This window comes from Chryseobacterium sp. FG46, from assembly GCF_057809135.1.
In genome coordinates this window covers 1-12,633 of sequence record NZ_JBMDJJ010000052.1, presented here as the reverse complement: position 1 = coordinate 12,633, position 12,633 = coordinate 1, and the positions used below count along the sequence as shown (strand labels likewise).

General features: G+C 35.8%; 12 protein-coding genes. 7 read left to right on the top strand and 5 right to left on the bottom strand.

The features are described 5' to 3' along the window. The first annotated feature begins 154 nt into the window (after positions 1-154). Both ACODR7_RS21025 and dnaJ read left to right on the top strand, forming a co-directional pair. Entirely contained in the window at positions 155-691 is a 537-nt protein-coding gene (locus ACODR7_RS21025; RefSeq protein WP_076595706.1) for a nucleotide exchange factor GrpE, read from the top strand. 98 nt (positions 692-789) lie between these two features. Beyond that, a complete protein-coding gene (gene dnaJ, locus ACODR7_RS21020) occupies positions 790-1,908 on the top strand; it encodes a molecular chaperone DnaJ (RefSeq protein ID WP_488842177.1) in 1,119 nt (372 codons plus the stop codon). A 476-nt stretch (positions 1,909-2,384) separates the two neighbouring features. Here the strand turns inward: dnaJ and ACODR7_RS21015 are convergent, their stop codons facing one another. Next, positions 2,385-3,269 carry a DUF808 domain-containing protein gene (locus tag ACODR7_RS21015; protein ID WP_488842175.1) on the bottom strand — a complete coding sequence of 295 codons (885 nt, stop codon included), beginning with the start codon at positions 3,267-3,269 and terminating at the stop codon, positions 2,385-2,387. Positions 3,270-3,424: 155 nt separating this feature from the next. On the opposite strand from ACODR7_RS21015, the gene ACODR7_RS21010 reads away from it, so the two are divergent. Next, complete coding sequence (locus ACODR7_RS21010) at positions 3,425-3,919, top strand: tetratricopeptide repeat protein (RefSeq protein WP_488842173.1); 495 nt, start codon at positions 3,425-3,427, stop codon at positions 3,917-3,919. Between the two features lie 23 nt (positions 3,920-3,942). Continuing rightward, positions 3,943-4,812: an alpha/beta hydrolase gene (locus tag ACODR7_RS21005; RefSeq protein WP_488842171.1), complete on the top strand. Its 870-nt coding sequence runs from the start codon at positions 3,943-3,945 to the stop codon at positions 4,810-4,812. Positions 4,813-5,122: 310 nt separating this feature from the next. Here ACODR7_RS21005 and ACODR7_RS21000 read toward each other — a convergent pair whose 3' ends face one another. The 4 genes from ACODR7_RS21000 to ACODR7_RS20985 form a co-directional block, all read right to left on the bottom strand. After that, positions 5,123-5,818 (bottom strand): DedA family protein, encoded by a 696-nt coding sequence (locus tag ACODR7_RS21000; RefSeq protein WP_488842169.1) that lies wholly within the window; start codon positions 5,816-5,818, stop codon positions 5,123-5,125. An 86-nt stretch (positions 5,819-5,904) separates the two neighbouring features. Then, positions 5,905-7,017 (bottom strand): peptide chain release factor 2, encoded by a 1,113-nt coding sequence (prfB, locus tag ACODR7_RS20995; RefSeq protein WP_488842167.1) that lies wholly within the window; start codon positions 7,015-7,017, stop codon positions 5,905-5,907. 206 nt (positions 7,018-7,223) lie between these two features. After that, positions 7,224-8,330, bottom strand: a complete 1,107-nt coding sequence (locus ACODR7_RS20990) for an NAD(P)/FAD-dependent oxidoreductase (RefSeq protein WP_488842165.1) — start codon at positions 8,328-8,330, stop codon at positions 7,224-7,226. A 119-nt stretch (positions 8,331-8,449) separates the two neighbouring features. Continuing rightward, positions 8,450-9,805 (bottom strand): AAA family ATPase, encoded by a 1,356-nt coding sequence (locus ACODR7_RS20985; RefSeq protein ID WP_488842163.1) that lies wholly within the window; start codon positions 9,803-9,805, stop codon positions 8,450-8,452. Positions 9,806-9,921: 116 nt separating this feature from the next. Here ACODR7_RS20985 and ACODR7_RS20980 point away from each other — a divergent pair, with 116 nt between their 5' ends. From ACODR7_RS20980 to ACODR7_RS20970, 3 genes are all read left to right on the top strand, one after another. Continuing rightward, the gene (locus ACODR7_RS20980) at positions 9,922-10,824 is read left to right on the top strand and encodes an ABC transporter ATP-binding protein (RefSeq protein WP_488842161.1); all 903 of its coding nucleotides are present in this window, start codon (positions 9,922-9,924) and stop codon (positions 10,822-10,824) included. Positions 10,825-10,826: 2 nt separating this feature from the next. Then, the gene (locus tag ACODR7_RS20975) at positions 10,827-11,672 is read left to right on the top strand and encodes an ABC transporter permease (protein ID WP_488842160.1); all 846 of its coding nucleotides are present in this window, start codon (positions 10,827-10,829) and stop codon (positions 11,670-11,672) included. 103 nt (positions 11,673-11,775) lie between these two features. After that, a complete protein-coding gene (locus ACODR7_RS20970; RefSeq protein ID WP_488842158.1) occupies positions 11,776-12,438 on the top strand; it encodes a hypothetical protein in 663 nt (220 codons plus the stop codon). Positions 12,439-12,633 lie beyond the last annotated feature (195 nt).

Sequence of the window (12,633 nt, the reverse complement as noted above, 5' to 3'; positions counted from 1 at the left end):
GCAAAGTCAATTATTAATCCTACACTACAACAAATTCACAAGCGAAGCGGATTGATTTATTCACTATTCATAGCCATTTATTTTTCTGCCTTAATGTCCAGATTTTGGATTTGGCAGGCTCTTTGTCAAACAATCAGTAAATAAATATTGAATTATGGAAAACCAGGATATTAACGAAGAAAGCATCAATAATCAGGAAGAAAACAATGTTCAGAATGACGCATCGTCTCAAGACAATGTGACAGTTGCTCCTTCTCCAGAGGAACTTTTGGCAGAAGAAAAAGACCGTTACATCAGATTGTATGCTGAATTCGAAAATTATAAAAAAAGAACGAGCAAAGAGAAGATGGAATTCTTCCAGTATGCCAACCAGGAAATGATGGTTTCAATGTTAGGAGTTTTGGATGATTTTGAAAGAGCTTTAAAAGAAATCGCTAAAAACGGAAATCCAGCTGACCTGCAAGGTGTAGAGCTTATCTATCAGAAATTCAAGAATAAACTTACCGAAAAAGGCTTACAAACAATGGAAGTAAAGGCGGGTGACAGCTTTAATGTTGATTTCCATGAAGCGATTACCCAGATCCCTGCTCCAACGGAAGATTTGAAAGGAAAAATCGTAGACGTTATTGAAACAGGATACACTTTGAATGATAAGGTAATCCGTTTTGCAAAAGTAGTAACAGGAAATTAAAATTCATAAATGATAAATGATGAGTGATAATTGAATGTTTCACTTATTAGCTTTAGAATATCTTTTATCATTTATCAACAATCAATTATAAAATTGTCATGTCAAAAAGAGATTATTACGAGGTTCTTGAGATCAGCAAATCTGCATCTGCCGACGAAATAAAGAAAGCATACCGTAAAATGGCCATCAAATTTCACCCGGATAAAAATCCAGGGGATAAAGAGGCTGAAGAAAAATTTAAAGAAGCAGCTGAGGCTTATGAAGTTCTGAGCGACGATCAGAAACGTGCCAGATACGACCAGTTTGGACATGCCGGAATGGGAGGGAATGGTGGTTTCGGAGGCGGAGGCTTCGGAGGCGGAATGAACATGGAAGATATTTTCAGCCAGTTTGGAGATATTTTCGGTGGCGGTTTCGGAGGATTCGGTGGCGGCGGTGGTGGCCGTCAGCAGGTGAAAGGTTCTAATTTAAGAATCAGAATCAAGCTGAACCTTGAGGAAATGGTAAATGGTACTCAGAAAACCATCAAAGTTAAAAAAATGAAGATGGCAGAAGGTGCCACTTCAAAAACATGTCCTACCTGTAATGGTTCTGGTGTTCAGCTAAAAGTAATGAATACCATGTTTGGTCAGATGCAGACCCAAACTACCTGTGGTACTTGTCAGGGAATTGGAAAAGTTGCTGACAAAATTCCGGCAGGAGCTAATGCACAAGGCCTTATTAAAGATGAAGAGGAAATCACAATCAACATTCCGGCAGGAGCAAGAGACGGTATCCAGCTTAATGTAAGAGGAAAAGGAAATGATGCTCCATTTGGAGGTGTTCCGGGAGATTTATTGGTGATCATTGAAGAGGAAGTAGACCAAACGATCAAGAGAGAAGGTGATAATCTTCATCAGGAGCTGTATGTTTCATTTGCTGAAGCTGCCTTAGGAACGAAAAAAGAAATTCCTACCGTAGGCGGAAAAGTAAAAATTACCGTTGATCCGGGAACTCAATCCGGAAAAATCTTAAGATTGGCAGGAAAAGGGCTTCCAAGCATCGACAGTTATGGCAAAGGAGACATGTTCATCCACATCAATGTATGGACACCGCAAAAGCTTACTAAAGATCAGAAAGACTTCTTTGAAAAGCAGATGTCCAGCGGAGAAATGGTTGCAGAACCCTCCGGAAAGGAAAAAACTTTCTTTGATAAAGTAAAAGATTTATTCAATTAATATAAAAAAAGAGACTTTTAAAAAGTCTCTTTTTTGCTTTGAAGAAAAGCTCCAGTTTTGTAGCAATGAAAGTAAACAATGGCCAATTTGTTACTGAAAAAGCTTTATAAACAAACGTAGGCTTATAGGAGATCAATTTATTTGATTTCAACTTTTTTGACCTTTCCTTTTAGTAACAATAGCTTCGACAGGCTCAGCCTGACAAGGCTTACCAATTTCGGTTGGTATTCGGGTTATCCCCTGAGCCTGTCGAAGGGTTATCATGTTAATTATTAATCTCGAGTGTTAATTAAAGTGATAAGCCCATCAACTTTAATTGATTTAACTAAAGATACTGAATGAATTCTTTATGTTAAACAAAATTTCATAGATATCAATTATAGCCAATATCAAGCGCTGGAATATCGAATAAACCTGTAAAAAAGTCCTGTACTCTCTCGAATACAGGACTTTTGATTATTTAATTCTAATTCTGTTTATTTTTTGGTGGCTAAAGAATAAATTCCTTTTCCTAAAGTAAAAACGGCAACTGCTGCCAATCCACCAACAACACCAAGGGTAAGCTCTTTCAAAACATCCGGCCAAGTTGGAAGTATACCATGGAAAAATTCAATCCTATGTAGAAAAATTCCACCAGCAACCATTATTAAAGCAATTGTTCCTACTACTGCTAATATTTTAATAACAATAGGTAAAGCCTTCACTAATACATGTCCAAGCATCCCGAAAAAACCTTTATCGTTACTTTTCTTTATTAATTTAAACCCTGCATCATCCATTCTTACGATCAAAGCTACAATTCCATAGACTCCAACAGTAGCGATAAATGCAACCAGGCTCGTTACTAAAATCTGCGTAATGAAAGGATGACTTTCTTCCAATACGGTTCCTAAAGCAATAATAACGATCTCTATCGATAAAATAAAGTCAGTTGTAATTGCAGATTTCACTTTCTCTTTTTCAATGTCTTCAGAACTTTTTTGGTCTTCTTCAATTTCCTCTATAACTTCATGACCCTTTTTTTCACGGTGAAAAAGAAATTCTATTACTTTCTCAACGCCTTCAAAAGCCAGATAGAATCCTCCAAGGATCAAGACATAATTAATAGCCGGAGCATACAACCAATTGAGTAAAAAAACGATAGGCAGAATGATCAGTTTGTTGATAAAAGAACCTTTTGTAATTGCCCATAAAACCGGAATTTCCCGGGAAGAAAGAAAGCCAGTGGCTTTTTCTGCATTTACAGCCAGGTCGTCTCCTAAAATTCCTGCTGTCTTTTGTGTAGCGATCTTACTGGTAACTGCTACATCATCCATCAATGCTGCAATATCATCCAAAATAGCAAAAAAGCCTGATGCCATATTTTAATAATTTTTTAATCTTTGTTAAGTTCAGCAAAAATAATTATTTAATTCCGTTTTTGGATTCATAATATGACAATAATTTTGAAAATTATGAGAATCATTAAGCAATCCTTCACTTTCAATATTTTATATCTTTGTTTAAAATCTATTCAATGGATGAAAACTGGGAAAACCAATTAAAAAGCATATGGCTAAAACTTGGAACGATAAACAATAAAGCGTTTATTCAGCAAATTAAAGATCATGTAGAATTACTTACCAATAACAATTCCCAGGCTATTGCCGATTTTGAAAGAGCCTGCGCTTTTGACTCCACCGGACATGAAAAAGAAGCAGAACCTTTGTACAGATCAGCATTAGATAAAGGATTAACCGGTCTACGAAGAAGAAGAGCAAGAATCCAGCTGGCAAGCACCCTAAGAAATAATGGAAAAACAGAGGAAAGCATTCAAATTTTAAGGGAAGAAAAAGCCCATTATTCTGATGAACTGAACGATGCGGTAGATTCTTTTTTAGCCCTGTCACTTTCTTCAGCAGGAAAATACGAGGAAGCACTATCATTAAGTTTAAAAGCAATGTCCCGCCATTTGCCCAGATACAACCGATCTGTCTACAATTATGCCAATGATCTGTATAAGGAATTGTAATAATATTTCTTTATTTTTACTCTATGAAAAAACTCGTTCTCCGGTATCATTTTTTCGCTATGGGATGTGTTGGCTTCGTGCTGCAGTCCTGTAATACTAAATTCAGGGTTTGGGTCGGTACCGGAGGTCAGCAGAAGATTTACAATCTGAAATATGGTGAACATAAAAGACAGAAAATGGATGTCTTTCTTCCCAAAGATTATGCTGAAAATTCTCCTGTTGTGCTGATTGTACATGGCGGAGCCTGGACTTTAGGCAGAAAAGAACATATGATCCAGGTTCAGAAAATGCTTTTTGAAAACAGAATTCCCAGTATCAATATGAATTACAGACTGGTTTCTGCAAAGGAGAAAATTACTTATAAACAACAGCTTGATGATATTGCACTGGCCATTGAAAAATTCAACTCTTTAGCGGAAAAAGCCGAGCTTCAGCCTAACAATTACATTCTTCTGGGAGAAAGTGCCGGCGGACACCTTGCCTTACTTTACGGATACCAGCATCCTGAACAGATCAAAAAAATTATCTCTTTAAGCGGACCAACAGATTTTTACAGCTCAGAATATCTTAAATCGTTTTATTCTAAATATACTTCTCCCACTTTTCAAAAAGTAGTAGGAACTAAATTTGACCGGAACAATGTTTCTGAAGCCTTTAAAGAAGCCAGCCCTATTGCCAATATTACCAATGTTCCTACCTTGCTGTTTCAGGGAAACAATGATATACTGGTCAACCAGCATCAGGGAATCGCCATGGATTCGGCACTTACGAATATGAATATTCCTCACAAATTCATTTTCATGAAAGGAGCCGGGCATGCACCCAGATTTTTCAGTAAAAGAAAAAGAGACAGCATTATCTATCCTAATATCCTGGAATGGATTAAAGAGTAATTAAACAACTATTTTAAACAATCATTCATAAAAATCCTTTAAACATCTAGTTATAAAAACAATTTTTGCCTGGTAGGTATATTTAAAACGCTATGGTCGCAAAGAATTTTAATGCTTATATTCTCTCGGTCGCAAAGACACTTCGTTCAGCAAGGCAGGTTACCTAGCTAAGTGAAACGCCTCTGCGAACGAAAAGTAACAGATCATAATAATAACCTTGCGAGCTTTGCGTGGTAAAAAATAATATCTCTTATATATAAAAAAGCCATCTCATTTTGAGACGGCTATATATTTTGATTGAATTTCTTATTTATTCAAAGTCCTGGTCTTCATATTTGGAAAGATCTTCTTTTTTTCCGAAAACAAACTTGAAGATGACCGGAAGTGTCGTTACCAATACAATGACGATAATGATATATTCCAGTTTTTGTTTTAGATTGATTCCAAACTGGTCCATGAAAAGTTTATCCAGATAATGCCCTGCAAAGATCAAAATGAATGACCATAATACAGCTCCAATAATATTATCTCTTAAAAACTCTTTTTTATCCATCTTTACAATACCTGCTACAATGGGAGTAAAAGTTCTTACAACCGGTAAAAATCTTGCCATAATAACAGCTAATGCTCCATGTTTTTCAAAGAAATCGTGTGCCTGATAAAGGTATTTTTTCTTGAAAAGCATTGAATCCGGTCTTTTATACAAAGCTGGTCCTGCTTTTCTTCCGAAATAGTAGCCTACTTCATTTCCAATAATAGCAGCAAGAGCCACTCCGGAAGCCAGTAATGTGGTATCTAAGAAATCGCTCCCTGTAGAGCCAAAAGTCTCTTTGATGATTTCAACGGCATAAATTCCCGAAACGAACAGTAGTGAATCCCCAGGTAGAAAAAATCCTACAAAAAGGCCTGTTTCAGCAAAAACAATAAACAAAATCAGCCAAAACCCTCCCATTTTAATATAAAACTCCGGGTTTAATAAATCCTTCCAGCTATTGAAATCTTCCATAAATATCGATGAACAACAAAAGTAAGCCTAAAATGTCTGAAACAAAAATTAATTATAAGATTTTAACTAAAATTCAAACATGATTTTTATAAGTCGGGATCATCATCGGAAACTGCCGTTCCGTCGGCCATTAAGAATGCTTTAAGGAAAGGAGTGATATTACCGTTCATTACCGCATCCACATCTGAGGTTTCATGACCTGAGCGCACATCTTTTACCAATTTATATGGATGCATAACGTAGTTTCTGATCTGGCTTCCCCATTCGATCTTCATTTTGTTGGCTTCAATCTCGTTTCTGGCTTTCATACGTTCTTCCAGTTCCATTTCGTAAAGTCTTGAACGAAGAAGCTGCATTGCCTTTTCTTTGTTCTGAAGCTGAGAACGGGATTCTGAGTTTTCAATGATAATTCCTGTTGGTGCGTGACGAAGACGTACAGCGGTTTCTACCTTGTTTACGTTCTGCCCTCCTGCTCCGGAAGATCTCATCGTTTCGAAACTGATATCAGCAGGGTTGATATTAATTTCAATGGTATCATCTACTAAAGGATAGACATATACTGAAACAAAACTGGTATGACGTTTTGCATTACTGTCAAAAGGCGAAATTCTAACCAGTCTGTGTACTCCGTTTTCACCTCTTAAATATCCAAAAGCAAATTCTCCTTCAATTTCCAGGGTAACAGTCTTCACTCCGGCTACATCTCCTTCCTGAAAGTTCAGTTCACGGATTTTATAGCCTTGCTTATCTGCCCACATGGTATACATTCTCATCAGCATGGATGCCCAGTCGCAACTTTCTGTTCCTCCTGCTCCTGCTGTAATCTGCAGCACTGCAGAAAGTTCATCACCTTCATTGGAAAGCATATTTTTAAATTCCAGATCTTCAATTTTCTCTACCAATTGCGGGAAAGTTTCGTCCAGTTCTTTTTCAGAATCCGGATCTTCTTTAGCAAAATCAGCCAAGACCTGAAGGTCTTCAAACTGTGTCTGAATTTCATCATAGCTTTCTACCCATTTTTTCTTGGAACGAAGCTGTTTTAAAAATGCCTCAGCCGTTTTTGGATTATCCCAAAATTCGGGTGCCGCAGTTTTTTCATCATCATTGGCTATTTCAATCTTCTTTTTTTCAATCTGAAGGTATCTGTGTAAGTCTTCAATTCTGGATTGAACTTCTTTTATCTGGTCGTTGTTAATCACGAATGTTTCTTTTTTTGCAAAAATAAGGAATTCTTTTAGAGTGGAGAGGTGCGGATTTAAAGTTCCGGGATTAAAGTTTTTGAGTTCGAGATACGGGTTTGTGAGTTTAAGAATAAGAGGGTTTTAGAGGGTATGGGTTTAGGGTGTGTATTTAACTTCCAACCTCCAGCTTCTAGCTTCCAGCCTATAATTTCTAAAATCATATATCAAATCATCTCTGCTATCATTTCTCCAATCTTCGGAGCTAAAGCAACACCCATTCCAGAAAGTCTTACGGCACAAAACTGCCTCTCTGAAACCTGTCTTACGATAGGTGACTTTTCTTCACCCATAGCCATAATTCCTGACCAGCGAAGGGCAATTTTAAAATCTTTATGAGGAAGTATGACTTCTTTTAAAAACTTTTCCAGATGAGCCTGTAAAAATTCTGTGGTTTCAAAAGCCGTTGTTTCTTCTGTTTTAAAATCCTGATTCCTTCCGCCACCCAGCAATACTCTGTTTCCTACATTTCTGAAATAATAATAGCCTTCGTCATAATGAAACGTTCCTTTAAGTTTTAAACCTTCTATAGGCTCAGTGAGAAGAATTTGTCCGCGGGCAGGAATAATATTTTCATTTTCCAGAAACTTTGAAGTGAATGCATTCGTGCAATAGATGAGTTGATTGGCTTTTACAGAAAGATCAGTGGAAAGATTAACCTCAACTTTATCTGTTTTTTCTTCAATATTCTGAACTTCCGTACCAAATAAAAATTCGATTTTGAGTTCATGGCACTTTTCTAAAAGCTTTTGTAATAATTTTCCTGAATGCAGACTTCCTTCACAGGGATTTTCAATCAGGAATTCAGATTTTCCAAGTCCGAATTCCTGTATTTTATTCTGTTTCAAAGTATAGGTTTGATCCAGCCCGGTGATTGCTTTCAGTTTTTCATTAACTGCTTCAATCCGGGATAAAGGTTCTTCATTATTTACAATTTCATAGCCTCCATTCAGCTCAAAATCAATTTCATCATGTTTAAAATAACGCTGGATTTTCTGAAGTCCGTCAAATCTCATTGTAATAAGCTCCAGTGTTTTTTCCCAGCCCATTTTCTGCGAATCGGCAATAATTTCGGTAAGACTTCCGAAACAGGCAAACCCAGCATTTCTTGTGGAAGCCCCCAATGGAATGGCGTTCCGTTCAATAATCAAAACGGATTTTTCAGGATATTTTTCTTTGATGGATATGGCAGTCCACAGTCCGGAAAACCCTGCACCTATAATAATGATGTCTCTTTTTCTGTAGAAAGTATCAAGCTCCCAGACGCTGTTCATAAATAATGAGTAATGAGTAATTAGTAATGAGTATTTTTTTTGTAAAATGTATAATGTAATAAGTATTAATGTACGATGCAGTAAAACCTTAAACCTTGAATCTTAAACTTTGAATTCCCTTACCCTTTGTCTTTCTCTTCCTCATTATGCTGGAATCCGATTGCTCTTTGTGGTTCTTCAACAACTCTGTAGGTTTCCAGTTCGCTCTTTAATGCTTGAATCCTGAACTTAAAATCATCAAAATTATTGATAATGGCATCGGCAAGAAATCTCGCTACCTGATCAAGATATTCTTCAGTAAGCTTTGATCCTGCATCTCTTAATGCACTGTCTAAAAGTTTCTGATCAATTTTCAGCTTTTCGTTTCTTGTTCTCTGGTACAGGTTTTTAATTCTTTTCTTTAAACTTTGGGTAAAGTCTATCAGCATCGTATTGCTGAATACTTTCATCTTTGAAGCTATTTCATGCCAGAAAGGAACTTTGTCAGCTTTATTGTTTTTAAGTATTTTATAAAGTAGAGAATCTTCTTCCAATCCTCTGGTCATAGAATATAAAATAATTTCTGAGCGCTCAGAAGCGTTGGGTGGAAATATTGGAATCATCACATCAAATCTTCCCGGAGCAAGAATTTCTTCGTCAATTTCTGAAACAGAATTGGCAGAACCTACCATCAGCACACCTTCTTTTTCAAATTTTCCGATGTAGTGAAGAATAAGTTCCTGGGCTTCGAGATTACAGGAAGCAACATCTGTTTCCGCTCTTCTCTGCATCATAATTTCATCGAAATCGTCCATAAAGAGCAGCATTTTGTTTTCCTTCATCATATTTAACAGAAAATCACTGAAGTTGATTTCATTTCCGTCAATCAGTGAAGTTCCCAAATAGTGTTTTTTGACTTCTTTAAACTGATAGCCAATAATTTCAGCAATTTTATTGGCCCAAAATATCTTACCGCTTCCCGGAGGACCATACAGAATAATTCCTGCAGGCTTATTGATTCCCCAATCTTTAATCTGCTGTGGATTCAGGAAGGGTTCCAAAACTGTGGAGGTATAAAAGAAAAGGTCTCTGTATCCGATAAAATCTCTTTGCTGAAGACTTGTTTTATGTCCAAAATAATCATAGACAAACTGATAATTCCCACCCAATTTGTTATCAATTCCATAACTTGAGATGGAGGATTTGAAAAATCCATTATCAAAAATATTGAGATTATTATCTTTGATCACCTTTTCTACCTTGTCTTTTGGCTGATTGATAACTTCAGCAATCTGCTCCAGCGTTTTATTTTTGTCCAGATCTTTTTCATATAACCTTAAAAAATCTACATTCTCACGGGCAAATTTTTCAAAATCTTCCTTTACTTCAAAATTCGTACTGACACAGTCTACCAGTTCAAGATCAAAATCCTGTATAAACTGTTTGATGGCTTCTGCAGAAACATTTAATTCTTCTGCCAGTTCAATTAGCTTCATAACTGTTGATTAATGCTATCAAATTTAATGTATTTGTTCATAAATTAATATTGATTTATGATAATTCTGTAACATTATCTAATTTATATAGACTACTACTATGTAAAACAAATTACATGGAAAAGATTTTATCAGTAAAAAATTTGACAAAAAAATTCAAAAGAGTGGTGGTCAACAATATTTCTTTTGATGTCGAAAGAGGAAACGTTTATGGTCTATTGGGTCCGAACGGAAGCGGAAAATCCACTACTTTCGGGATGCTGCTTTCAACTATCAACCCTACCAGCGGAGACTGGTTCTGGTTTGGCAAAAAAGGAACTGATCCGGAAACTTTAAAAAAGATAGGGGCAATTATCGAACAGCCTAACTTTTATCCTTATCTAAGTGCGGAAACCAACCTTAAAATAGTGGCCGAAATTAAAAAAACTCCCTATTCAAGAATTGACGAAGTCCTGAAGACCGTTAATCTGTATGAAAGGAGAAAAGATACTTTCAAAACCTTTTCTTTGGGAATGAAACAGCGTCTTGCCATTGCATCGGCGATGCTGAACAATCCTGAAGTGATGATTCTAGATGAGCCTACCAACGGATTGGATCCTGAAGGAATCATTCAGATCAGAGACATCATCAGCGATATTGCAAAACAAGGAATCACGATTATCATTGCAAGCCACCTTCTGGATGAAATTGAAAAAATCTGCAGCCATGTCATTGTTTTAAAAGAAGGAAATTCTATTTATTGCGGACGCGTGGATGAAATGACTTCCAACAATGGATATTTTGAACTGAAAGCTGATAATAATACATTACTATTAAATGCTTTGAACGAACTTCAGTGGTTCTCCTCTATCAATCAAGAAGGAGATCTTATCAAGGCTCAGATCCGTGATGATGCTTCTATTTCAGCTTCAGCAATGAATCAGAAACTGGCAGAGAAAGGAATTTATCTTTCTCATTTGACCAAGAAAAAACTGTCTCTTGAATCTCAATTCCTTGAACTTGTAAAAAACACCCATTAATCATGATAAAATTATTAAAACTGGAATACTATAAAAACCTGAACTACAAACCGTTTAAGGTTTTCACCATACTTTATTTCGCCATTCTTATCGCTTTACTTTTCATTGGGTTGGTTGATTTTGATATTTTTGGAGGAACGATTAACCTAAAGGAACAGGGAATTTATAATTTCCCGGAAATCTGGAATTTCACCACATGGATTGTTGCTTTATTGAAAATTTTCCTGGGGCTGATCATTGTTTTCTCTATTTCGCAGGAATTCAGCAACCGAATGTTCAAGCAGAATACGATTGATGGATTGAGCAGAAAAGAATTCATCACTTCAAAATTACTGACGATAAGTATTTTCACTATTGTTTCAACAGCCATTGTATTAGGGATTACTATTTTCCTTGGATATCAATATTCTAATACAAAAGAATCTGCAAAGGTTTTTGCTGAGATTTTCTTCATTGGAAATTACTTTGTGAAGCTATTTACATTCTTTTGCTTCTTAATGTTCCTTTCCATTTTACTGAGAAAATCTGTTTTTGTTTTTCTTGCCCTTTTTGTGTTGTGGATTGGCGAAGGAATTTTAACCGCTCTTGAAACGTATTCAAAAGTAAAGGGAATGCAGGGACCTCAAAGAAACGAGGTTCTTCAGAACGACTTTTTCCTAACACATCTTTTACCGCTGGAAAGTATGTCCAACCTTATTCCTAATCCGATGATGAGATTAAATATGGCTAAAATGATGGGCATAAAATATGAATTCCACTACCCTACAGAAAGCCTTGTTTCATGTCTGGTGTGGTGTGCTATTTTTATATTGGGATCGTACTGGATTCTGAGAAAAAGGGATTGGTAGATGGCAATATTTAGAATTTAAAAATTATTTTTAAAGTGGTTCGTTTTCGGATCACTTTTTTTTGGCTTAAAATTTTCATTCTTTTTTTGCTAAAAAACTAACTATGAAAAAAATATACTACTTTCCGGGATTGATCAGTGCCCTGCTGATTCCTGTTTTATTCTGGTATTATGGAAACCAAAAGTCTGAAGATATTAACGTTTCTGTGATAGATATTGGACTTCCTGCCAAAGAAAGAGAGGGGATTAAAAATACTTTTGCAAGTTTTGAACCTGCAAGAAAATGGAATTACAAAAAAATAAAAATAGTCCCCGGTACTGCTAAAGAAAATTCAAAATCATATGTCTCTGAACTGAAAAATCTTCAGAAAAGAAATGAGAAAGAGTCTGGTATTGAGTTTATTTTAGGTCAAAATAACACCTATGGTGATTTTGTCTCTGTTCTGAATGATCTGGCAATCGCCAAACAGGAACAATATGCCGTTGACCTGGAGAAAACAGGACATATTTTTGCGGTTTACAGCTATATTGATCCTAAGGTGCAATATCCTGAATATGAATGTTTACTTTGTAATGATACTATAGATTGGGGACCAGCAGAAACTTTTAATAATTTTGAAACTACCCGATACGGGAAAATTTTTAATTTGTTTACTACTGCTTCTAAAGAAGCCTCCTATCTTATTTTCGGATTTTTATTGTTTATGAATATTTCCATGTTCAGTATTAAAGAAAATCTTCAAATCCAAAGAAAAAGATTAGCATGAAAAAAAATATATTACTTTCCAGGATTGATTATATAACAATAAAAAGGCTGCCATCTGGCAGTCATGGTCGGAAGATTTTTCTTCCGACTTTTTGTTTTTAGATATTCAATATTTTTATTATAATTAATTGATTATCAGCCGTTTAATTTGTTTTATTGTTTGATTTTTTGTATCTTTACCGCTGATAATCAATTG

Coding starts and splice junctions, on each gene's coding strand:
- ACODR7_RS21025 (WP_076595706.1), top strand. CDS start 155: ATGGAAAACCAGGATATTAACGAAGAAAGCATCAATAATCAGGAAGAA.
- dnaJ (WP_488842177.1), top strand. CDS start 790: ATGTCAAAAAGAGATTATTACGAGGTTCTTGAGATCAGCAAATCTGCA.
- ACODR7_RS21015 (WP_488842175.1), bottom strand. CDS start 3,269: ATGGCATCAGGCTTTTTTGCTATTTTGGATGATATTGCAGCATTGATG.
- ACODR7_RS21010 (WP_488842173.1), top strand. CDS start 3,425: ATGGATGAAAACTGGGAAAACCAATTAAAAAGCATATGGCTAAAACTT.
- ACODR7_RS21005 (WP_488842171.1), top strand. CDS start 3,943: ATGAAAAAACTCGTTCTCCGGTATCATTTTTTCGCTATGGGATGTGTT.
- ACODR7_RS21000 (WP_488842169.1), bottom strand. CDS start 5,818: ATGGAAGATTTCAATAGCTGGAAGGATTTATTAAACCCGGAGTTTTAT.
- ACODR7_RS20990 (WP_488842165.1), bottom strand. CDS start 8,330: ATGAACAGCGTCTGGGAGCTTGATACTTTCTACAGAAAAAGAGACATC.
- ACODR7_RS20985 (WP_488842163.1), bottom strand. CDS start 9,805: ATGAAGCTAATTGAACTGGCAGAAGAATTAAATGTTTCTGCAGAAGCC.
- ACODR7_RS20980 (WP_488842161.1), top strand. CDS start 9,922: ATGGAAAAGATTTTATCAGTAAAAAATTTGACAAAAAAATTCAAAAGA.
- ACODR7_RS20975 (WP_488842160.1), top strand. CDS start 10,827: ATGATAAAATTATTAAAACTGGAATACTATAAAAACCTGAACTACAAA.
- ACODR7_RS20970 (WP_488842158.1), top strand. CDS start 11,776: ATGAAAAAAATATACTACTTTCCGGGATTGATCAGTGCCCTGCTGATT.